The organism is Corynebacterium diphtheriae, assembly GCF_001457455.1.
GTDB classification, from domain to species: Bacteria; Actinomycetota; Actinomycetes; order Mycobacteriales; family Mycobacteriaceae; genus Corynebacterium; species Corynebacterium diphtheriae.
The window spans coordinates 2383802-2406956 of sequence record NZ_LN831026.1 but is presented as its reverse complement, the minus strand read 5'-3'; the positions used below and the strand labels follow the sequence as shown (position 1 = coordinate 2406956).

Below are 23155 nucleotides of genomic sequence, written 5' to 3'. Positions count from 1 at the left end.
CTATACCTTTTAATGAAAATAATTACCGATAATTTCATGAAAGTGTGTTTGATGAAAATCCCTCACCGTCGATTAGTAGGAGCTGCGGCTACTTGCTTCCTTGTGACTGGACTTGCCTCACTCCCCCCTACCGCCCTAGCTGGCCCAGATCAGAACAAACACACCGTTTACGGCACACATATGGATCTCTCACCTGAAGCTGCTGTTACTGGTGCTAACCATAACTTGGAGGGCGAAGATGATGGGGATGGTGGCAAGGAGATCACTGGCCTTGGCGTTGTGCTAGGTCTGAGAAAGGCAAATGAAGAAACCGCCGAATATAAAGGCTTGCCAGCCGATAATGCTGTTATGTGGCTACCGCGATCTGGTTACTATCGGTTTAACTCCACTGAGCAAACTCCCTTTGTAGCAAAACAAGGTGATACCGTGTGGCAGGCTCCACAGAATGTGGATGCTAGCCAGTTACCTATCTACTTTGGTTATAATAGTGGCTCCCACATTCAAAAAGCTGCTGATAATGAAGAGCTACAAAATCAGAACTACTCTCTTGACCTTTTGAAAGTAGAAGGGCCAGGGGACGTAGAAGTTTTCACTCAGACAGCGTTGCGTGCCACTCGAATTTTCTCCAGCAAAGATAAGGCATTCCGTTCACTGATTAAGCCGCGTCACTCGCACTACCACACCACTTTTACCAAGCCTGGTCGCTACGTGTTCACCTACCAAGCCACCGCATATGACAGCGAGGGTGAGCCCATTAAGACCATGCCTATGAATTTGGCATGGCAAGTAGGTGGCGAACAGCCGGACAAGGGAAAGATCCTCGACCCAGCACAGGCATGGGAGAAAGCTACTAAGGGGGAGGTATCGGCAAGCTTGTCCCTTAAGCCTAGTGAGAACAAAAACACCGAGATCGCGTTTAAGGGATCCGGCAACGGTCGCCTCGTCTTGCTTATCGATGGCCATTTCCTCGACGAACTCCCTGTCACCGGTGGCACCGCGAAGTCCACCACTTTCCTTGGCGAGGGATCCTCTAAGTACCAAGCGCTGTTCATTCCTGATGATTACTCCAAGCCAGCATGGCTTTCCGAGTCTTTCACCTACGATCGCAAGGACTCCAAGAATATCTCAGAGACAGGCTCCGAACTGGTAAAGCCGAAGGAAATTGATAAAGAGCGTGTGTGGGATCCACAACCAATATCATTGGAAGATGCCAATGTCAGGGTGTCTATAAAGCCCAAGGATGGAAAACACATCTTGACGCTGCAAGGCGATAAGAAGTTGCGAGGTTTTGCCTCAATTAAAATGTTTTCCTCAAATTCCACAATTGGTGCGCCGGCATGTAGTACAGAGGGGCACTTCGACGAAAATGGAAAGATCGAACAGGAATGGGATATCTCCGCGTGTGAGGATTTTAAACCATGGCTGCATGTTACTGTCATTCCTCATCCATTGATCGATGTGAAGTCGATTGACTCCAAAGCGGAAGAGATTGATTTAAGCAAGTCCATAGAGAAAGACTACAAGTTCGAGGAGCTGGACGAGAAGAAAGCCCCCGAGCAGATAGAAACCTTCGGTTCCTTCAAACGCGGCGACGACGTGAAGAACATCCCGCTGATGAAGCACGAAGACGAGGCTGACACTGATGACAGCGACGACTCTGAGAGTGTAGACACCGAAGATACCGGTGACGACACGGAAACCAATAAAAACGGTAATGGCAAGGATACTGACCCGTCTTCTCCATCATCACCGTCGTCGCAATCATCTGAGGAACACAAGGAACCTACCGTTGCCCATAAACATGAGCTGACCGAGGGACATATTGACATCCGCCTTGCTAAGAACAACGGTAAAGTGGGCTTTAACCTGAATCATGAGCATGTACAGCGTTCCCTCGACGACACCATCATTCGAGTACGTGACAATGCACGCCAGAAGCGTGATAACAAGCTTGGCGACGAGAAGTGGGACTTCCTAGGCCCTGTAGGTGAGAAGTTCTACATTCTGCCTAGCAGCGAGGAACCAGGTAAGCCATGGCCAGGATTCAGCTCGGAGGACCTGAACTACAAGCACTACCCGCAGGGTGTGGACATCACCTTGGATCATGCTGAAACCCCAGACGGTGGGCGTGCAGTGTTCTACCAAGCTGATCCGCTAACCGGCGAGGTTAAGCGCATGCTCGACACCGGTGACGAGGACACGCGCACACTGAGCACCACCAAACCGCTGCACCTGCACGGCAACTGGTCCTTTAACAAACCAGGGCAATACACCCTGTATTTCAAGGCCACAAGTGGCGACAAGGAAATCGCAGCACCACAGCCCGTGACGTTCCTCGTGGGCGATAACGCCACCGCGCAGCAGCCAACAGGCGAAGACGTGTCGGGTAAAGCCGGTAAAGCAGGAAAAGAAAGCAAGAAGGCAGAAAAAGTAGCTGTGCACCCTGTTGCAAAGTCCAGTGAGCCCAAGACTGCTGGGAAGAGCGGTGACTCTAAGTCACCGAAGAAGGAAGATCCGAACGTGAAGAAGTCTGCAATTAAGCAGAAACTCGCGGAGACGGGTTCCTACGCTGACCTGCTGCTTCCGGCCGCATTGGCGTTCTTTGGTATCGGTTTTGCGGTACTGGGCTTGGTGAGGATGCGCCGCCAGTAGGCGCTGTTTAGTAAAGCGCACGATCTAGCCTACTGATGTCATATCAACCAGTCGGTTGATGGGAGTTTCACCACGCCAACTGATGGAATAGCTCCTTACTTTCACAACAATAGAAGTGAAAATAAGGAGCAGATCATGTTTTTAGGAATCCGCGACATTCGTGCCGCAGCAGGGCGTTTTGCCCTGATCGCATCGGTTGTTGGTTTGATTACTCTGTTGATCGTTATGCTGACCGGCCTCACCCAAGGCTTAGGTAAACAAAACACTTCCGCCATCGAAGCGCTCGCACCACACAGCGTAGTATTTACCACTGCTGGTGGTTCTTCCCCAGAGTTCACTTCCTCGGAAATCTCCGAACAGCAGGCAGAACGTTGGAAGGACTCCACTCCCCTTGGTGTTTCCCAAACCCGTATCGAATCGGACCAAAACGCCAACACCACCGCCGTGATGGGACTACCTGAGGGGACTCCACTCCCCGACTCCGTAGGCGGCTTCATTGAACAAGGTGCACTGCTCCCCGCAGAGCTCGCTGACTTTCTGCACGTACGCGCAGGTGACCACATCACCCTTGGTGGTGCCACCGTCACCGTTGCCGGCACCGTAAAAACCGAAAACTACAGCCATACCCCCGTGGTTTGGGTCGACACTGCTACTTGGCAGCTGGTCAGCCACACTAAGGCTGTGGGGACAGTACTGCTCCTCAACCAAGAGCCAACTATCCAGCCTCAAGACAATGAGGTAGTCACCGACCTTAAAGGCGCATTCCAAGCAATGCCCGCCTACAAGTCGGAGCGCTCCTCCCTAGTAAGCATGCAGGCATTCTTATACATTATTTCTGCATTGGTCACGGTGTCCTTCCTTACTGTATGGACCCTGCAACGTACCCGCGACATTGCCGTGCTTGCCGCGTTGGGAGCGTCGAAACGCTACCTGCTTATCGACGCCCTCGGCCAGGCCGCCATCATCCTCGCCGCAGGCGTAGCCCTCGGTGCTGGTATCGGCGCCCTCCTTGGATGGTTCATAGCAGGCAGCGTGCCATTCTCGCTCGGATGGGTATCCGTACTCGGCCCAGCGCTAGGCATCTGGCTACTCGGCCTCATCGGAGCCACCATCGCCGTCCGCAACGTCACCAAAGTCGATCCTCAGATTGCATTAGGAGCAACAGCATGAGCGCCGCACCAGTTCTCTCCATCACCAACGCCAGCGTGGTCTACCCCGACGGCACCTCGACAGTCACCGCCCTCGACTCCGCCAACGTGGAAATATTCCCCGGCGAGCTCGTAGCCATCGTCGGTGAATCCGGCTCCGGAAAATCAACCCTGCTCTCCATCGCCGGCTTCCTCCAAGAACCCACCTCCGGAACCGTGACACTCCACGGTGCGGAAGGCCTGGATGCTACGTCGACACGCCGTGAACACATCGGATTCGTCTTCCAACAACCCAACCTCCTCGGATCGTTGACCGCCCGCGAACAACTACTCATCACCGACCACCTGCGCGGTATCAAACCCCGCAAAGACCGCGCCGACGAGCTACTCGCCCGCGTTGGACTCAAAGGGCTCGGCGGTCGACGCGTAGCCCAACTCTCTGGCGGCCAACGTCAGCGCGTTAATATTGCCCGCGCACTCATGGGCAACCCCCAACTCCTGCTTGCCGACGAACCCACCTCCGCCCTCGACGCTCGGCTCTCCAAGGAAATCGTCGAACTACTCCGCGACGTCACCAAAGAATTCGCCCTCGCAACTCTCATGGTCACCCACGACCGCTCCCAACTGGCCTACGCCGACCGCTTCGTAGAAATGGCCGACGGAAAAGCCCTCCAAACCGCATAACCCTCAGGCCGATTTTCCCTGTTCAAGGGGGAATTTGGTGTGCTAGTCTCACGGACATGACCTGTGAAGTGTTGATCACTGAATTCGTAGCTCATCCCAGTGATATCACCGATGCCTATGCGCGCTATCAACAACGCATCCAAGACGCGCTCCTTCACATCGTATGTAGCTCCCCACGACCACTTCCCAGTAAAGGAAGTGCCTACGCACAATGGAGCTTGCGTTGCGAATCGGCATACGCCCAAAAATCACACCCAGAACTTATGCAGTGCTATGAGCTTCGCAGCCTAGTGACCTACGAGGAAACTCCCGACCCTGACGACTCCCTGATAGAAAAATTCTTTTTCGAAGACTGCGCAGAACCGACCGTCTACTCTGCAAGCGTTAATCGCCTCGATATAGAGTTAGGGGCTGTTGACACTCGTTGCACAGATGAGCTCTGCATTGTGACACCTGTTTTCTTGGCTCACTCTGAGCATGCCGAGGTGCTGCAATCGCTGTACGAGGTGCTCGTGAGTAACGCGGATCCAGTAGCTTATGCTGCAAGCATTGCTGAATGTGATGACATTTCTCAAGCGAATCTCATCGGCCTATTGTGGGTGCGCGACGCACAGCGAACTATGAGCAATGTAGGCGACCAAATTTATGCCATGGGTAAAACAGCTTGGACTGGCTGGATTCTAGTGGAGGCCAGCAAACAAGAAGAACTGCAACTCCAACTCGCAGAGCTTATCGACGCCACCAACGCAGTCGCATACCTCACCGCCACACCGTGGTAGAAAACAACAAACCCCTGTAGGAAACAGCTCGTTGTGGCTGCTTTCTACAGGGGGTTATTGAAGGTGAACCCTTTAGATCCCTTAGATGAAGGCCTTGATCAAGGAAAGGATCTTCAGGATTGGTGCAATGAACTGGTAAGCGGTGGACAGTGCACCGGAAATAACGCCGAAGTCCATGGGGAACTCCTCACTTCTAGGGGTCAGTTTCCTTGAACGGTAGCAGGTCACTTCGTTTTTGTACACCTTCATGCGGTTAATGTCATGGGTTGCTACTACACTATTTGACCATGACTAATCCGAGCGGAAACACCCCTGACACTTCAGCAGGTCCTGCGTTTCGTTATACCGCCGAACTGGCCGGTGAGATCGAGCGTTCATGGCAGCAGTACTGGATTGATAACGGTACTTTTAACGCCCCCAACCCCGTGGGCGATTTAGCCGTCTCTGGAGACAAACTCCCTGAAGACAAGCTGTTTGTTCAGGATATGTTCCCGTATCCATCGGGTGCTGGTCTGCACGTTGGCCACCCACTGGGATACATTGCGACGGATGTTTTCGCTCGCTTTAACCGCATGCTAGGCAAGAATGTGCTGCACACCTTGGGCTACGATGCCTTCGGTCTGCCAGCTGAGCAGTATGCGATCCAGACGGGCACACACCCACGCACGACCACCATGGCCAACATTGCGAACATGCAGCGCCAGTTGGGTGCATTGGGCTTGGGGCACGATCCTCGCCGTAGCGTGGCTACCACTGATCCGGAGTTCTACAAGTGGACGCAGTGGATCTTCTTACAGATTTTCAATGCTTGGTTTGATACCAAGCAGCAAAAGGCCCGCCCTATCTCTGAGCTAATTCCGCTTCTGGAGTCGGGTGAAGTGGCATTGCCGGAGGGCTTCGAGGGCTCTGCTGACTCGTACTCCGAGTTGGATGCGGTGGAAAAAGCAAAGGTTGTGGATGAATTCCGCTTGGTTTACCGCTCTCACTCGATGGTGAACTGGTGCCCTGGTTTGGGCACTGTGTTGGCTAACGAGGAGGTCACCGCGGATGGTCGTTCGGAGCGCGGTAACTTCCCAGTTTTCCGCAAGAAGTTGTCGCAGTGGATGATGCGCATTACTGCATATTCGGATCGTCTTATCGACGACCTTGACCTGTTGGATTGGCCAGACAAGGTCAAGAGCATGCAGCGTAACTGGATTGGTCGTTCGCGTGGCGCCGAGGTGGACTTTGATGCCCTCGGCCACACGATCACCGTGTTCACCACCCGCCCAGACACACTGTTCGGCGCGTCCTACATGGTTCTCGCCCCTGAGCACGAGCTTGTCGACGCCCTCGTCGCCGCCGGCACGAACTCCTACGAAGGAATCGACCCCCGTTGGACCTTCGGCCAAGCCACCCCTGCGGAAGCAGTCAAAGCCTACCGTGCTTCCATCGCCGCAAAGAGCGACCTTGAGCGCCAAGAAAACAAGGAAAAGACAGGCGTTTACCTCGGCGTAAACGCCGTCAACCCTGTCAACGGTGAGAGCATCCCAGTGTTTATCGGTGACTATGTGCTCACCGGTTACGGCACCGGCGCAATCATGGCTGTGCCTGCACACGACACCCGCGATTACGAGTTCGCCACCGAATTCGGCCTGCCCATTCGCGAGGTTGTCGCTGGCGGCAACATTGCCGAAGCGGCCTACACCGAATCCGGCACAGCCGTGAACTCCGCTAATGACCAAGGCCTCGATATCAATGGCCTAGACAAGCAGGAAGCGATTGCTCGGGTTATTGAGTGGCTCGTCGACAAGCAAAAGGGATCCGAAAAAATCCAGTACAAGCTGCGCGACTGGCTCTTCGCCCGCCAGCGCTACTGGGGCGAACCATTCCCAGTCGTCTACGACGAAAACGGCCTCGCCCACGCACTACCCGAGTCCATGCTGCCCGTCGAACTCCCCGAGGTAGAAGACTACAAACCAGTCTCCTTCGACCCAGACGACGCCGACTCCGAACCACACCCACCACTGGCCAAAGCCACCGAGTGGACCCAAGTAGAACTCGACCTCGGCGACGGCCTGAAGAAGTACACCCGCGACACCAACGTCATGCCACAGTGGGCCGGCTCCTCCTGGTACCAACTGCGCTACATCGACCCCACCAACAGCGAAGCTTTCTGCGACATCGAAAACGAACGCTACTGGACAGGCCCCCGTAGCGCAGAAGACTCCGGCGGCGTTGACCTCTACGTCGGCGGTGTCGAGCACGCCGTGCTCCACCTCTTGTACTCCCGCTTCTGGCACAAAGTCCTCTTCGACCTCGGCTTTGTTACCTCCCGCGAACCTTACCGACGCCTCTTCAACCAAGGCTACATCCAAGCATTTGCCTACACCGACTCCCGTGGCGTGTACGTCCCAGCCGAAGAAGTAGAAGAAAAAGACGGCAAATTCTACTACCAAGGCGAAGAAGTCAACCAGGAATACGGCAAGATGGGCAAGTCCCTCAAGAACGCCGTCGCACCTGACGACATCTGCCGCGACTTCGGCGCCGACACCCTCCGCGTCTACGAAATGGCCATGGGACCACTGGACACCTCTCGCCCATGGTCCACCAAGGACGTCATCGGTGCCCACCGCTTTCTCCAGCGACTCTGGCGTCTCGTGGTCTCGGAAGACGACGGATCCATCGTTGTCACCGACGCAGCACTCACCGACGACGACCTCAAGCAACTACACCGCACCATCGCCGGCATGCGTGACGACTACGAAAACCTGCGCATCAACACCGTGGTAGCCAAAGCCATCGAATACGTCAACTACCTGACCAAGGCATACGGCTCCACCGGTGCACCACGCGCCGCCGTCGAACCACTGGTCATCATGGTCGCAGCCGTCGCACCACACATCGCCGAAGAGCTCTGGAAGCGCCTCGGACACAACGACACCATCACCTTTGTCCCCTTCCCCGAGTACGAAGACAAGTGGCTCGTTGACGACGAAGTAGAAATGCCAGTCCAGATCAACGGCAAGGTCCGCGCCCGCATCATGGTCCCTGCCGACGCCACCCAAGAACAGATCTCCGAAATCGCACTCGCCTCCGATGCCGTGACAACACACATCGAAGGCAAGAACGTGGTCAAGAAGATCGTCGTCCCAGGGCGCATGGTCAACCTAGTGGTCAAGTAACCACAACACGAGAAATCGGCCCGGCGAGATCGCTGGGCCGATTTTTGTGTGAGTGGGTGCCGGGGCGTGAGCAATTTTTGTACCTTAAGCGCCGTTTTTGAGGGGGCGTCCTGCGGTTTTGCAGCCTTAGGGTACAAAAATTGCTCACCTCGGGACTGCGGTGGTCAGTAGGATCGGTCCCATGAACTCCCCCGCCATCTGCGTGAGCGCCGTAAGAAAAACACCAGCCGCTTCATGTTCCCCGGCGGCAGACCGCGCGCCGGGAGGGGGCCTCACGCTTATCGACGCTCACCTGCGCGAACCTACCGTTGCTACCGAAATTGCCGAATGCGTTTGGGTCGACCCCTGTCACCCCACCAAACCTCTTGTTCCCCTGCTGGAGCAGGCGCTTTTCCCTGCCCTGCTGCCCTAAAAGCTCCAGCGTGAGCAATTTTTGTACCTTAAGCGCCATTTTTGAGGGGGCGTCCTGCGATTTTGCAGCCTTAGGGTACAAAAATTGCTCACGGGCGCGCTGGGAGGGGGGGAATTGTGGAGCGTCACCCCGATCTGACTCGATAAATTGGGGCTAGCTAAATTATCTCGGCAATGCTAGAGTGCTTTTCAATATAAAAACACTATCTTTAATTGCCATTTAATAGTCTATTACTGTCAAGTGGCATGGTGGGATAGCTGACTCAATGAAAGGCCAACAATGAACACTCGTGCAGTCTTTGCGCTTTCCCCACGATCAAAAAAGCTCACCATGCTGGGCGTAGGATTTGCCCTAGCAAGCGCACTCGCAGCTTGCGGCAGCGGTGAGCAAACTGAAAATGCCTCGATGAATGCATCGGCAAGTGAGACGTCGTCAGGCGAGATGGGAACGCCATTTGCTACTGCGAAGCTCGTCACGCAGAAGGGCGAAGACGCCGGCACGGTTACTTTTACAACCACACAGGCTGGAACTGAAATCAACGTGGATGCAAAGGGGCTGGAGCCAGGGTTCCATGGTTTCCATGTGCACGATAAGGGTAAATGTGAAGGTGACTTCAAGTCCGCTGGAGGTCATTTAAGCGGCCCAGATCATTCCCATGGCTCCGATCATTCTGGCGGATACCATCCACACGCTGGTGATTTGCCCTCACTTTTGGCCGCAAAGGATGGCACTGCAAAGTTGACGGTTACAACCGACGCCCTGACCCCCGAGCTGCTTCTCGGCACCGATGGCGCCAGCCTCATTGTGCACGAAGGCCGCGATAACTTTGCCAACATCCCTGAGCGCTATGCACCAGAAGGCCCTGATCAGGACACGTTGAAGACTGGCGACGCTGGCGCTCGCTTTGCATGCGGCGTGATCGAAGCAAAATAAGCCTCGTGTGAGCAATTTTTGTACCTTAAGCACTGTTTTTGAGGGGGCGTCCTGCGGGTTTGCGGCCTTAGGGTAGCATGCGGTGTTCTATGGGCACTTTATTTCAGCGGTTGAGCAGTTTAGATGGCAAGGGTTATGGCGCGTACAAGTCGATTGCGGGTCGGCACGCCTTGGAGGGTGTCCCCGGGGCGGAGCTGTTTCTGGACAAGGTGCAGTCGGATCCGTTTGCGCCGGCGTCGTTAAGCCGTGTGCGGGTTCCGCTGGCCGCGCTGCCATTTTCGGGGAGCTTATCGACGCACCAACGTGACCTGCTTAATCGCCGAATCGCGGGGGAGTTCTGTCACGGTTTGGCCATTGATTGCCCCGGCCAGCAGGTGTTGTCGCGGGCGGCGGTGACGCAGCTAGACGACGCGCTGCAGATTTGTTTTGAGGTGCAGCTGCCGGCGCGGGGGCGGCGTATCCGCGGGCGTGAGGCTGCCCAGTTGCTGTGTACCACCTTGCCGCGGGCACTGGACCGTGCGCTGTGCATAACCGCTGGTGGGGATGCGTTGCGGGCCGAGTTGGAAGCGGCGGCGGCGCTGGGGCGCGATCAGACTGCGCTGCGGGGTGCGCTCGCAGGTGCTGGGCTGGTGGCGTTTATTGCCGATGGTTCCATTTTGCCTCGTCAGGCGGGCAATAGTGATGAGCCAAAGTCCCATGCGATCCCGTTCGTGGCGCCAGAATCTCTAGCCCATGAGTTCACGTTGCCATCGGGGCGGACCGCGCGCGGCATGGGGATCCCGCAGGGGGTGACGCTCATCGTTGGCGGTGGCTACCACGGCAAGTCCACGCTGCTATCCGCGCTGGTCACAGGTGTTTATGATCACGTTGCCGGCGATGGTCGCGAGCTAGTGGTCGCCGACCCCACCGCCGTCGCCCTGCGTGCTGAAGACGGTCGTGCCATCACGGGTGTGGACATCTCGCCGTTCATCAACGGTCTGCCGTCGGGGGAGCGCACCACCTCCTTTTCCACCACCAACGCCTCAGGCTCCACATCGCAGTCCGCCGCCCTGATGGAGGCACTCGAGGCGGGCGCGCACACACTCCTCATTGATGAGGACACCTCTGCCACCAACTTCATGATTCGCGACGAACGCATGCGCCGTCTCGTTCCCGCCGACCGCGAACCCATCACCCCGCTCGTCGACCGCGCCCGCGAACTATGGTGCGACCACGGTATTTCCACAGTGGTCGTCGCCGGCGGCTCAGGCGCCTTTATCGACATCGCCGACACCGTCATCGCCATGGACGCCTACACACCCCACGATGCAACCACCCAAGCTCAACAACTTATCAACACCACCCCAACAGCGCCCGCCCTCACACCAATGACATGGCCTGCCCCGCGGGTGGCCGCGCGCGTTCGCACCCAGCGTGACCAGCGCGGACGCACCCCCAAGCTGCCGCGCGCCCGCGGAATCGACACCATCCAACACGGTCGCGACGACATCGACCTCCGCGCCATCAGCCAACTCGCCTGCAGTTCCCAAACCCAAGCAATCGCCCGCATCATCGCAACCCTAGAAAAGCGTGCCGACGGCCACACGCCCATGATCACACTGGTCAACGACGTACTCGCGGAGATACAAACCCACGGGTGGGCAGCGCTTAGCGGGCAACGCGCAGGCTCCCACGCCGAGCGACACCCAGGGCGCGTGGCCATGCCCCGGCCGCAGGAAGTCATGGCGGCGCTCAACCGCTACCGCAGGCTTTCGCTTGTTGGTTCGCTTGGTGCGTGAGGGGTGCGTGAGCAATTTTTGCACCTTAAGCACTGTTTTTGAGGGGCCGTCCTGTGGTTTTGCAACCTTAGGGTACAAAAATTGCTCACCGCGGCGGCGCAACCGGCGTGCGATCATGTTTGGATAACTGTTTTCCGTTGCTTTCACCCTGATTTCATGTTTGGATAACTGTTAAACAATCATGAAACAGGCTTTGGGGAATGGAAAGGCGTTAAACATGCCTCAATGGGTTACGCGTAATTGGATACCGGCTGACGGTAGTGGCATTTCTCGAAGAGATAGACAAGGCGGCAGCTATGAGGCATACATCCCCGACACGCTTTCTGATGCCAGTCTCGTTATTCCTGTGGAATTGGCGCAAAAAGCTGCGGAAATCGAGAGAAGCATTATTGCTCTAGGGCGGCGAGATGGTGCGGGGCAATTGGAAAGCATTGCGCGCCTGCTGATGCGCTCGGAAGCGATTTCGTCGTCACGCATTGAAGGCATTGCGCCTAACGTTGACAAGGTTGTTCTTGCCGAATTGGCACAAGAAGAAGACGTTCGTGGCTTCAAGGAAAGTGCTGAAGCCGTGGCGAGAAACCTACAAGTGCTTCGTTCCGTAGAAAATTCCTTTGCTACTACACCAGAAATTACCCCAGAGCATCTTGGGCAGCTGCAATCTGAGCTTCTTGGTGCGCATCCAACGGTTCCTGTAGGGATACGAAAGATTCAAAACTGGATTGGCGGATCTGGTCGAACACCCATTGGGGCCGAATTTGTTCCGCCACCGCCTGAAGAAGTTCCCGCCTTAATGGCCGATTTCTGTCGGTACTTTAATGGTGCCGCCCATGGAGCTTTGACCCAGGCTGCGATTATTCATGCACAGTTTGAAACTATTCATCCGTTCGCGGATGGAAACGGCCGTGTTGGGCGTGCCTTGATCCATGGGACTCTATTGCGTCGTGGGTTAACACATCAAACAATCTTGCCCATTAGTTTAATTTTGGGCACGTGGTCCAAACGCTATGTCGAAGGGCTTACGGCGTTTCGTCAAGGTGATGTTCCTCGTTGGCTCGGTACCTTTTTTGATGCGGCGCAGGAAGCCGTCACACAGGCGAATTTACTAGCTGACCAGTTATTAGAGATCCAGCAGGATTGGGAACAACGCTTAGACGAGTACCGGAAAAGCCAAGGTAAAACCCGTGCGCTGCGTGCAGATTCGATAGATTTCAAACTGCTCACAGGTCTTGCTGCGCATCCGATTGTGACAGCTAAGACGCTAGAGCGGTTGTACGGTGTGACCTGGTCCAACGCACGCCGAGCGCTTGAAGATTTGCAGGCTGCGGGCATTTTGCGCGGAAAAGTTATCGGTACTCGAGGCACGACTGGTTATTATGCCGACGACATCTTAAGCCTGATCACTCATGCGGATCGCCAGCTAGCAAGTAGTCAGTTTGATACTCGCTTGGCGTAGCCATCAGGACGCGCGGTTCCCAACCCACCAGTTTTGCCTCTTGGGTCTGCCTCGCTCGGTTAGGTTTGTGCTTAGCGACGAAACCACGCCTGTGGATCTCGTCGCACACACTGAGTATTTCTCCGCAGAGGTTGGCTGCTACACATTAAGTCTTGTTCGTTAAGGGTGCTTAACAGAAACATATAAAAAACACTGATTAAAGTTCTCTATTATCAGATTTGATCGTTGGAGCAATCACGGCATGAGCGTTGAAAGCGAGGTAGGTGAAGATGAGCGCACTGTTGATCTCTATGCAAGGGATAGCGAACTTAGCTGAGGTAAAACGTCCGGCTGTTACGCAATGGCAGACGCGTTTTCCTTCAACCTCTGCGACTCCTTTTCCGCAGCCTGTAGAAACAGATCCTTCGATGAAATTTGATGCTCGTGAAGTAGCGCGGTGGCTTATTGACACGAATCACGGTAATAATGCAGAAGCTGTCGAGGACGCCGCTTTCCATAGTGAACTGTTCCTAGATGCCATGAAGAGCCCAGCGGTGTGGGCAGCATTGGCAGTGCATGCTTTAACTGGGGAGGAAGTAACGCCGCAGCTTGTTTATGATCGTTTATTCTTAGAAGCGCTTGTTCCGGAGTCAGTCCTCAACAGTGATTTGGAACCAGCGGTCGCTATCGCTAATGAATTGGCAGAGGCAGGTTTCTCCGCGGTCAAAGTCTTGCAGAGGATAATCGAGTATCGTCGTAACGCATCTGCCGAAGGCATGATTACTGGTGCTGAGCTGTGCCTCGATGTCGTGGGATCAGAAATTGCACAGATGTTAAGCATTGACGAGGGCAGCCGAGAAATTGTGGCCTTAGGTGCTGGCGGTGATACGTGGGCTCAACGAGTTTCTGGCGCAATGCCTGTACCTTCCCGTTTAGCTCTGCAGTATTCCCGATTCAGCCCGGAAATGTGTTTGAGCATTGGGCTGGGCATTCCGGTAGAGGTGGACACTGACGAATGGGATCCTTCCGCCGTAGTGTTAATGCGATGGTTGGCCGCTACAGCCGATAACTCTGAAGAGTTTTTCAATCAGGTGGATCTCGCTGTGACCGGTATTGACCAACGTGGATGCGTATTGGTAGTGGGGCCGGCTGATTTGCTCATTTCTTCTCAATCGGAGTACCTAAACACCGAGCGAAAGAATTGCCTGTGGCCGAGTCGAACCAGCTTGCAAACTTCACTTCGTTTTGCCGCGCTGCTACCTAAAGGGTGGACTCGGCATTTGGGGCAAAAGCAACTTGCGTTGTGGGCTCTGCGGAATAGTGTCAATGCCGAAACCACTAATGATGTGGTTGTTCTTGCGGATTATGCGGTGATGGATTTAGCCCCAGATTCAGTTCGTCATCTAGTCCGAGATGTATTAGCAGCTGTAGATAACCGGGTAAATCCGAGGTCGCATACCTTCCATAAAGCTGAGGTCATCCCGCAGCGTATCGCGCGGACGCGTGATTCTTTGATGCCGACATTGGAACGGCAAGTGTCGATTAGTCAAGCCGTGTCGATGACACAGTTGCGTGAGAGTGCGGCATCGATAGGCATTACTCCTTTCAATAACGCGCCTTTTGCTCAAGCGGGAAATCCGTATGCTCCGCGACGGAAGCAACTGGTCAACTGGGCGCAGGCGACGAACGGGCCCGAAGCGGTGGTGAAGTTGTTGTCGGGGTTCAAGCTTGCCGATATTAATGTAGCCAATCCTGATGGCACTGTGCCGGTGATTGGGCGAAGTGAATTGTTGGGGTTTGTACAGGTCGGTGAGCGAAAAGTTGATTTGTTGGAGTTGGAATTTAAGCTTCGGAATGCTCATTTGACCGAGCCGGGCGATGTTTTGTTTGCTTTCGATGGCAGCCCGCATGTGTTTGTGGACTCTTCCGGTGGCGCGCTTGTGGAGGCGCCAGTGCAGGTTCTGCGGTGCAGGCAGACTCGGGGGAGGACGAAAGAACTTCTGAAGAGGGTGACATCTCCGCATTTGTTGGCGCAGCAGCTTAGCAAGGTGAAGGCGAAGAAGAAGGAATCGTGGTTGGTGCCGGTTGTGGATCGGGAGGACGCGGTTGCCTTTGAATCTGCTCTAGTGGAGGTCAATGCGAAGCGGCAGGAACTTCAGACTCAACTAGATCGGCTCGACAGTTTTCAATTGGAGCTGGGAGAGGCACTGGTCAGCGGCGCTATTAGGGCGGCGCCTGGTTAGCTCACGCGATAACTGCATGAAGCTCAGTGCTTCAACGAAACTAGAAAATAGCGAAAAGCAAAGAGAAGTGAGGAAAGAAAATGGTACGGAAGAAGAAGGAAGTGGCGCAGGTCCCTTCCACCTCTAAGGAAATCAAGGACACATTGTGGAAGTCCGCGGATAAGCTTCGCGGTTCTATGGATGCGTCGCAGTACAAGGATGTTGCTCTGGGGCTGGTGTTCCTAAAGTATGTATCGGATTCCTTTGAGGAACGTCAGAAGGAAATCCGCGCGGAGCTAGAAGGCCAGGGCATTGATGAGGAATACATCCTAGAAGATCTTGCCGATGTTGACGCTTACACCAGCGAGAATGTTTTTTGGGTGGCGTCGAATGCCCGTTGGGACTTCCTAAAGAAGTATTCCAAGGGCATGGATCTGGAAGGAAAACACAAGTCTATCGGCAAGTTGATCGATGAGGCTATGCAGCAGCTCATGGCGGATAACGAATCGCTACTGGGCACGCTGCCGCAGATTTATGGCAAGGACAATATCGACCAGCGCCGTCTCGGTGAATTAGTGGACCTGTTTAGCTCTACGTACTTTGCCAGCACTAAGGATAAGAAGGCCCGCGACCTACTTGGGGAGGTCTATGAGTACTTTCTGGACAAGTTCGCCAAGGCTGAGGGTAAGAGGGGTGGCGAGTTTTATACGCCGCAGCCGGTCGTGCGGACGTTGGTGGAAATCCTTGAGCCAACTGAGGGGCGTGTGTATGACCCATGTTGTGGTTCGGGTGGCATGTTTGTGCAGGCGGAGAAGTTCTTGGAGGCCACGAAGCGTGACCGCAGCAACATTGCGGTTTATGGTCAGGAGCTGAATGAGCGTACGTGGCGTATGGCGAAGATGAACTTGGCTATTCACGCCATCAGTTCGTCCGGTTTGGGTGAGCGCTGGGGTGACACGTTTGCTCGCGATATTCATGCGGGCACCAAGATGGACTACATCATGGCTAATCCGCCGTTTAACATTAAGGATTGGATTTGCAACGAGGAGGATGCCCGTTGGAAGTACGGTGTGCCTCCGGCGAAGAATGCGAACTTTGCGTGGATGCAGCACATCATTTCGAAGCTGAAGGATCACGGCGAAGCTGGTGTGGTGATGGCGAATGGCACAATGACGTCGCAAAGCTCTGGTGAGGGCGAGATCCGCAAGAAAATGGTGGAAGATGATGTTGTGTCGTGTGTGATTGCGCTGCCGGCGCAGTTGTTCCGTGGCACGGGCATTCCGGTGTGCGTGTGGTTTTTTGCTAAGGATAAGTCGGCGGGTGCTGGTGGCAGTGTTGATCGCCGTGGTGAGGTATTGCTTATCGACGCCCGCCAGCTCGGCCACATGATCGACCGCACGGAGCGGGCGTTTAGTGATGAGGACATCGCCAAGATTGCTAATGCGTTCCGAACCTGGCGTGGGCGTAAGTCCGCGGAGGGGGAGTACGAGGATGAGGCGGGTTTCTGTAAGTCCGCGACGATTGAGGAGATCCGCGAAGCTGGCTACGCGCTAACACCTGGCCGCTATGTGGGCATGCCTGAGGCCGAAGAAGATGATGAGCCTATCGACGAAAAGATCGCACGTCTAACCGCAGAATTGACTGCTGCATTAGACGAGTCCGTGCGGTTGGACGCTGTCGTTCGCGAGCAGCTGGGGAGGTTGAAGTGATGGTTAATTTTGTAGAGCTTGCCAGTCTTGCTGAGATTAGAACCGGTTCGACGCCAACTCGTTTTCTTCAGCTGACTGAAAAATGTGAGGGCATCCCATTTGTTACCCCGTCTGATTTTTCCCACAAGGATCAAATCGTCAGTACGAATCGTGTCGTAGCTGTAGAGGCTTTGAAGAATCTCAGAAGCAGGCTAGTTCCTGCAAATTCGACGTGTGTTACGTGTATCGGGTCTACGCTTGGAAAAACTGGTTTTGTAAAGAATCAGGTGTTGACGAACCAGCAGATCAACAGCGTTACAGCAACACCAGGAAAGGCCCATGATCGATACCTCTACTACGCGATTTTGAATGGAGCTCCTCAGCTCAAAGACATCGCGGGAGGATCAGCTTCTCCAATCTTAAATAAGACGGATTTCGGAAAGCTCCTGGTGCCTGCTGCTGTGCTCAGACGGCAGTTAGCAATCGCCGATGTCCTCGGTGCCTTGGACGACAAGATTGCGGCGAATCAGCGGGTAGTTAATTCGATAACCGATTTGCAATCAGCTATTTGGAATCGAGCGATAAAGGATGTCGAACGTGTTCCTGTTGAATCAGTTGCATTGCCTCAATTAGGAGGGACTCCTGCCAGAAAGGTTCAAGAGAACTGGACTAATGAGATTCCTTGGAGCTCTGTTGCTGACATGACTGCAGCGAATGGAAAATACCTACTCAGCACTGCAGAAGGGATTAGCACCGAGTGTGCAAAGACAAGGCGTTTTGCTCCGCTCCCCGCCGGTGCGGTGTTGCTTTCTGCACGTGGCACTGTTGGAAAAGTCGTAACGCTAGTGTCTCCGACATCCTTCAATCAGTCGGCATATGGGTTTGCTGAACCAGAAAACCGAAGCGCTGCCCTCCGGTTGGCAATAGAAGGAATTGTGGAAGAACTTAGGTCCAAATCTTATGGATCAGTGTTCTCTACCATCACCAAGGGAACAATACTCGAATGCACTGTTCCTAACGTTTTTCATGAAGAATACTTCGACCTGCATTCGCATCTTGGAATGCTAGAAGATAGAGCAATCTCGGCTGTGAAGGAAAACCAAGTCCTCGCCGCTACCCGTGACGAGCTATTGCCGCTGCTTATGAACGGGAAGATTACCGTTGCCGAGGCGAAGGAAGCGGCCGGGGACGTGGGCGTCGTAAAGCAAAACCAGCAGGAGGAAGGAGACAGCAGTGTTTAGTGAAGACATGCTAGAGCGACTGGCTTTGGAAAAGCTGGGTGATAACGACTGGCAGCCACTCCACGGCACCGCAGTCGCGCCGGGCTCTGGTGAGCGCCAAAACTGGAAAGAAATAGTCCTCCGGCAAACGCTGAATGAGGCTGTCTCCAAGCTGAACCCAGAAGTACCCGAGGAGTTTCTACAACACGCCATCGGCGAGCTGCTCACGCCAAAGTCCCAGGATCCCGTGGCGGAAAACCTGCGCGTGCATCAGATGCTGGTGCAGGGCTACTCGGGAATTGAGTACTACGACCTCGACGGGCAGCGTCAGAATCCGACGATTTATTTTGTGTCGTCCAATGTGGATAAAAACGACTATAAAGTGGTCAACCAGGTCATCATCCGCAACGTGGAATATGAGCGTCGTTTCGACGTAGTGGCCTACATCAACGGTCTGCCGGTTGCATTCTTTGAGCTGAAGAAACCCTCCGGCAAATCCACTGCTGAAGAAGCATTCAACCAGCTACAGACCTATGTCCACGAGTTCCCCATGGCATTCCGCTTTGCCAACGTCGTGGTGGCAAGCGATGGCATAGACGCGCGCTACGGCACCCCGTTTACCCCGCTGAACCACATGTCGCCGTGGAACGTGGATGACGACGGCAAGCCAATCAAGATGGACCAGCCGGACAGCTCCGGTGAGATCCCGCTCGGGCTGGAAAACGTGATCTGGGGTGTATTCAACCAAGTCCGATTCCTGCAGCTCATGCGCGAATACACCGCGTTTGATGACACCGAGCGCGGTCTGTACATGCGCATCGCCAAGCCGCACCAGTACTTTGCTGTGACCAAGGCTGCCGGCACCACCATGCAGGCTGTGCGAAGCGACGGCAGGGCTGGCGTGGTCTGGCACACCCAGGGCTCAGGCAAGTCCATGGAAATGGAAATGTACACAGCCAAAGTGATGCGCGCCCCGGAGCTGGAAAACCCAACCATCATCGTTATTAACGACCGCACGGAACTCGACGGCCAGCTCTACAGCACCTTCCTCGCCAGCACCCTGCTGCCGGAAAAGCCCCGCCAGATTGAAGACCGCGATGACCTGCGAACAGCATTGGCCACACGCACCTCGGGCGGCATCTATTTCACCACCTTGCAGAAGTTCGGCCTAACCGCGGACGAGCGTAATGCCTACGCCAAGCACCCGGTGCTGTCGCAGCGACACAACATCATTGTCATTGCTGATGAAGCCCACAGGTCGCACTACGGCTTCGGGGCAAACCGTGACGGATATGCCGCACACTTGCGCTCAGCGCTGCCCAACGCGACCATGATTGCCTTCACCGGCACGCCGATTTCTGAATTGGACCGCGACACTAGGAAAGTATTCGGCGATGACATTGACGTGTATGACCTGCAGCGCGCAGTCGACGACGGTGCGACCGTGCCCGTTTACTTCGAGCCACGGCTAATCCCGCTGGCCCGGGTCCAAGGCATCACCGATGAGTACATCGACGCCACCGCCGATGAGGCACTCGAAGGCCTCAGCGAGTCCGAGCGCGCCCGAATCCAGCGCACCACTGCTGCTCTCGAAGCCATGTATGGTGCCGACGATCGCTTGGACACGCTTGTCGACGACCTACTGCTGCGGTGGGAAGACCGTAAGACCGTCATGCAGGACTTCATCGGATGCCCAGGCAAAGCCATGATCGTCACATCTACTCGTAGTATCGCAATGAAGATTTACGACAAGATCATCGCGAAGCACCCTGATTGGCATAGCGATGCTGACGATAAGGGCAAGATCAAAGTTGTGTACTCCGCGAATCCCTCGGACACCGCGGAGATCAAGAAGCATATGCGTCGGCCGAGCGCTATTAAGGCTGTCAAAGAACGCGTGAAGAATCCAGACGACGAGCTGGAAATCATCATCGTGAAAGACATGATGCTCACCGGCTTCGACGCGCCACCGCTGCACACGTTGTTCATTGACCGACCATTGCGCGGTGCATTGCTCATGCAGACTCTCGCGCGCGTGAACCGTACCTTCCGAGGCAAGCAAGATGGTCTGCTCATCGCATACGCGCCCCTGACCGACAACCTGAAGGAAGCGCTCGATGAGTTCACCGTCGATGCAGAGAAATCCGGTGAGAAAGTCATCGGCCAGCATGCCGCGGAGACGCTGACCATCGCGCAGCAGTTCTTGGGGCAAATCCACGAACTGGTGACGGTAGATTGGCGCGCAAAGCTGCAAAGTGGTGACGTGCGCGGGGCACTGGCAACGGTGGTGGGATTTCTACGTTCGCCGCAGACACTAGGGAACACTGACCCAGAAGACCCAATGGCGCGACCGGTGGCGAAGAAGTTCCGAGAACTTTCTAGCGCGCTTGCGCGATCTTGGGCGATTGCCGTGACCGCTGACGGCGCTGATGAGATTCGATCGGAAGTCGAGTTCTACCTTGAGGCCCGCCAGTGGCTGATCAAGATAGAAGCGGCGGACAGAGCAAGTCGCGGTGAACCGATTTCCGATACCGCGCGACGTATCTTAGGCCAGCTCGTCGTCGATGCTGCTGAAAGCCGTGAGGTGTTGGACATCTACGCGGAAATTGGACAGGATGTGCCCAACCTGCAGGAGCTTGCTAGCCAAGGTTTCAGCGAAAAGAACGTTAAGTCCAACATTGAAATTGCGATCGAGGCGCTGAGAGCGAAGCTCCAACAGGGAGTACGTGACGCGACCGGAAATAACGAACTACGCAGCCAACTATTTTCGGAGCGTATCCGAGAGGTAATGACGCGATACACCAACCAGCAGCTCACTGCTGCTGAAGTGATCGCTGAGCTAGTGAAGCTATCGAAGGAAGTGGTTGAGGAATCACGTCGTGGCGAGAAGTTCGCGCCTGCATTGAGCAACGATGAGCTGACCTTTTTCGATGTGGTGTCGCAGAACGAATCCGCCGTCGATGTGCTCGGTGATTCCGTCCTTGCCGACATCGCCCGTGACCTGGTTGCCACCATGCGTCGTGACACCCGCACCGACTGGACCGTCCGCGACGACGTCAAAGCAAAGCTACGCCGCACCATCAAGTTGCTGCTGCGCAAGTACGGGTATCCACCAGACCGACAAAAAGAAGCCACCCAGTTGGTTTACGAACAGATGGAAAAGTTCGCGCCAAGGTATGCGGGTGAACTTGGAAGTGAAGGAGTCAAGCCCTAATCCACCACTAAACCCGCAAAACGCCAATTCATTGTTAGAATAGGGGGTCCCTATTCTAACAATTCCCAAGTGGTGGTGTGTTGTGACTCTGAGCTTGCCGAACATGGAAGACCGTCGTGAGCAACTTATTGCTCAAGTTGAGTCCATCTTGGCCTCGGCTGCCGACGGGCGAGTGCAGAAAACCAAAGAGACACAGTCGGTTGACTTCAAGGAAGAGGCCGGCCGTCGCAATGGTCCGCAGATTGAGCCCGGCAAGCCAGAGAATCCTGAGGCTGCTGATAAGTTGGCGGACGAAGTCGCCTGCATGGCAAACACACCCGGCGGTGGCGCGTTGATCGTGGGAATAGAGGACAAGACAGGTCAGATTATTGGCACTGAGCTAGACATCGATTGGCTGCGTCAAGGTATCTTCACCCGAATTGATGTGGCGCCTGATGTCGTCGAAAAGCGTGTGCTCGGCCAGCGGGTTCTCGCCATCTATGTGGCTGCCGCCGCGGAACCAGTAGAAGACACTTCGGATCGACTGCGGTGGCGGGTTGGTGACTCCTGCCGGCCTGTTGATCGAGCGGAATGGTGGGAATACCAGCGAGCTCAATCCGGATTTGACCCAATGGCGCAGGTCACCACCGCTACGCTGGGCGACGCCCGCCCTGCTGCGCTTGCCCTGGCCCGAAAATGGGATCCCGCATTCGCAGAGCTCACCGATGAAGAACTTCTGCGTGGAATTGGCGCGCTGGATGCCGAAGGATTCCTGTCGCAGGCCGGAAAGCTGCTTTTCACCTCCCTCGGCCGCACTGCGATCGAGCTCAGCATTTTTGATGTGCACGGCGGCCAAGTGCTGAACAGAGTGGTGCCGGAACCGGAGAAGTCTTGCCTGGAACAGCTGGATTATCTGGAACAGGCGCTGAATGTAGTGAATAAGAACAACACCGTGGTGGAAGGCTTCGTCCACAAACCAGTACCTGAGATTCCGCGCCTGGCGGTTCGTGAAGCCATGCTCAACGCTATGATTCACCGCGACTGGAATCGAAGCGAGCCAATTGATGTGCGCTGGATTGAACTCGATAGCACGTTGATCGTTCGTAGCCCAGGTGGCTTCCCTGCTGCAATCACCAGCGAAAACGTGCTGAGCAACCGTGCTGCTCGCTATCCCGCCCTCGCTGACCTGTATCGTGCGCTGGGGTTGGTGGACAAGCAAGGCGTTGGTGTGGATCGCATGTATCAAGCCATGATCGCACTCGGTCACCGCCCACCAACGATCGAGGAAATCGCAGGGCCGTTTGTAGAAACGACCCTAGTAGGTGGCCGTCCGGTGCTGCCGGTGTTGGAATTGGTTTCGTCGATAGTTCCGGAAGCGCGCCAGGACGATTATCGGATCGCGATTGTCCTTTACCTTCTGTTTCAGAGACCGTTCATAACGATTGACGTAGTTGCGCGCGGTCTGCAATCGGGTAAAGAAGTGGCGCGAAATGCGTTGGAAGCGGCGCGTCAAACTACGGTTGCTGGAGCACCCTTGATTATCGCGCACGATGGCGTGTGGTTGCTCGGCAATGCTTGTCGCGAGATTTTGCGTAAGGTCGAGCCTTCACCGTTTTCTCCAGTTCGATATCTGTCCACAGACCAAGCTGAACTAACCAACGCGGCGATGCTGTGGCTGAGTGAAGTTGGGGACCTGGCTACCAGTGACTTGATGGCGATGTGTGGAGTTTCTCGGGGAACAGCCAAGGCATGTGTTGATGGATTAGTGGATGAGGAGCGAGTTGTCGCTGTGGGTGGTGGCCGGTCGCGGCGCTACAGACTGGTGGAATAAGCCGCCTGCTATTCCACCA

General features: G+C 55.1%; 14 protein-coding genes. All 14 read left to right on the top strand.

All coding sequences use genetic code 11. From position 1 onward, the window contains the following. The first annotated feature begins 12 nt into the window (after positions 1 to 12). Positions 13 to 2652 (top strand): choice-of-anchor M domain-containing protein, encoded by a 2640-nt coding sequence (locus AT687_RS11325; RefSeq protein WP_014319569.1) that lies wholly within the window; start codon positions 13 to 15, stop codon positions 2650 to 2652. Between the two features lie 135 nt (positions 2653 to 2787). Further along, positions 2788 to 3822: an ABC transporter permease gene (locus AT687_RS11320; RefSeq protein WP_014319568.1), complete on the top strand. Its 1035-nt coding sequence runs from the start codon at positions 2788 to 2790 to the stop codon at positions 3820 to 3822. Next, positions 3819 to 4484: an ABC transporter ATP-binding protein gene (locus AT687_RS11315; protein ID WP_014318389.1), complete on the top strand. Its 666-nt coding sequence runs from the start codon at positions 3819 to 3821 to the stop codon at positions 4482 to 4484. Before AT687_RS11320 ends, AT687_RS11315 begins: the two co-directional genes overlap by 4 nt. A gap of 56 nt (positions 4485 to 4540) precedes the next feature. Further along, positions 4541 to 5263: a hypothetical protein gene (locus AT687_RS11310; RefSeq protein ID WP_014319567.1), complete on the top strand. Its 723-nt coding sequence runs from the start codon at positions 4541 to 4543 to the stop codon at positions 5261 to 5263. Positions 5264 to 5550: 287 nt separating this feature from the next. Next, on the top strand, positions 5551 to 8427 hold the full coding sequence (leuS, locus tag AT687_RS11305; RefSeq protein WP_014319566.1) for a leucine--tRNA ligase: 2877 nt from the start codon (positions 5551 to 5553) through the stop codon (positions 8425 to 8427). Between the two features lie 181 nt (positions 8428 to 8608). Then, positions 8609 to 8839, top strand: coding sequence for an NUDIX hydrolase (locus AT687_RS12265; RefSeq protein WP_072574710.1), 231 nt, complete (start codon positions 8609 to 8611; stop codon positions 8837 to 8839). A gap of 279 nt (positions 8840 to 9118) precedes the next feature. After that, positions 9119 to 9772: a superoxide dismutase family protein gene (locus AT687_RS11295; protein ID WP_003853202.1), complete on the top strand. Its 654-nt coding sequence runs from the start codon at positions 9119 to 9121 to the stop codon at positions 9770 to 9772. Between the two features lie 77 nt (positions 9773 to 9849). Then, positions 9850 to 11550 carry an ABC-ATPase domain-containing protein gene (locus tag AT687_RS11290; protein WP_014319565.1) on the top strand — a complete coding sequence of 567 codons (1701 nt, stop codon included), beginning with the start codon at positions 9850 to 9852 and terminating at the stop codon, positions 11548 to 11550. 181 nt (positions 11551 to 11731) lie between these two features. Continuing rightward, positions 11732 to 13003, top strand: a complete 1272-nt coding sequence (locus AT687_RS11285; RefSeq protein ID WP_014319564.1) for a Fic family protein — start codon at positions 11732 to 11734, stop codon at positions 13001 to 13003. A 269-nt stretch (positions 13004 to 13272) separates the two neighbouring features. Then, positions 13273 to 15225, top strand: coding sequence for a hypothetical protein (locus AT687_RS11280; RefSeq protein WP_014319563.1), 1953 nt, complete (start codon positions 13273 to 13275; stop codon positions 15223 to 15225). Between the two features lie 80 nt (positions 15226 to 15305). Continuing rightward, positions 15306 to 16913, top strand: a complete 1608-nt coding sequence (locus AT687_RS11275; protein WP_014319562.1) for a class I SAM-dependent DNA methyltransferase — start codon at positions 15306 to 15308, stop codon at positions 16911 to 16913. Next, complete coding sequence (locus AT687_RS11270; RefSeq protein ID WP_014319561.1) at positions 16913 to 18133, top strand: restriction endonuclease subunit S; 1221 nt, start codon at positions 16913 to 16915, stop codon at positions 18131 to 18133. The genes AT687_RS11275 and AT687_RS11270 overlap by 1 nt, the downstream gene beginning before the upstream one ends. Continuing rightward, the gene (locus tag AT687_RS11265) at positions 18126 to 21326 is read left to right on the top strand and encodes a type I restriction endonuclease subunit R (RefSeq protein ID WP_014319560.1); all 3201 of its coding nucleotides are present in this window, start codon (positions 18126 to 18128) and stop codon (positions 21324 to 21326) included. The genes AT687_RS11270 and AT687_RS11265 overlap by 8 nt, the downstream gene beginning before the upstream one ends. Before the next feature lie 82 nt (positions 21327 to 21408). Further along, the gene (locus AT687_RS11260; RefSeq protein ID WP_014319559.1) at positions 21409 to 23136 is read left to right on the top strand and encodes a DUF5635 domain-containing protein; all 1728 of its coding nucleotides are present in this window, start codon (positions 21409 to 21411) and stop codon (positions 23134 to 23136) included. Positions 23137 to 23155 lie beyond the last annotated feature (19 nt).

Coding starts and splice junctions, on each gene's coding strand:
- AT687_RS11315 (WP_014318389.1), top strand. CDS start 3,819: ATGAGCGCCGCACCAGTTCTCTCCATCACCAACGCCAGCGTGGTCTAC.
- AT687_RS11310 (WP_014319567.1), top strand. CDS start 4,541: ATGACCTGTGAAGTGTTGATCACTGAATTCGTAGCTCATCCCAGTGAT.
- AT687_RS11295 (WP_003853202.1), top strand. CDS start 9,119: ATGAACACTCGTGCAGTCTTTGCGCTTTCCCCACGATCAAAAAAGCTC.
- AT687_RS12265 (WP_072574710.1), top strand. CDS start 8,609: ATGAACTCCCCCGCCATCTGCGTGAGCGCCGTAAGAAAAACACCAGCC.
- leuS (WP_014319566.1), top strand. CDS start 5,551: ATGACTAATCCGAGCGGAAACACCCCTGACACTTCAGCAGGTCCTGCG.
- AT687_RS11270 (WP_014319561.1), top strand. CDS start 16,913: ATGGTTAATTTTGTAGAGCTTGCCAGTCTTGCTGAGATTAGAACCGGT.
- AT687_RS11285 (WP_014319564.1), top strand. CDS start 11,732: ATGAAACAGGCTTTGGGGAATGGAAAGGCGTTAAACATGCCTCAATGG.
- AT687_RS11280 (WP_014319563.1), top strand. CDS start 13,273: ATGAGCGCACTGTTGATCTCTATGCAAGGGATAGCGAACTTAGCTGAG.
- AT687_RS11320 (WP_014319568.1), top strand. CDS start 2,788: ATGTTTTTAGGAATCCGCGACATTCGTGCCGCAGCAGGGCGTTTTGCC.
- AT687_RS11325 (WP_014319569.1), top strand. CDS start 13: ATGAAAATAATTACCGATAATTTCATGAAAGTGTGTTTGATGAAAATC.
- AT687_RS11290 (WP_014319565.1), top strand. CDS start 9,850: ATGCGGTGTTCTATGGGCACTTTATTTCAGCGGTTGAGCAGTTTAGAT.
- AT687_RS11275 (WP_014319562.1), top strand. CDS start 15,306: ATGGTACGGAAGAAGAAGGAAGTGGCGCAGGTCCCTTCCACCTCTAAG.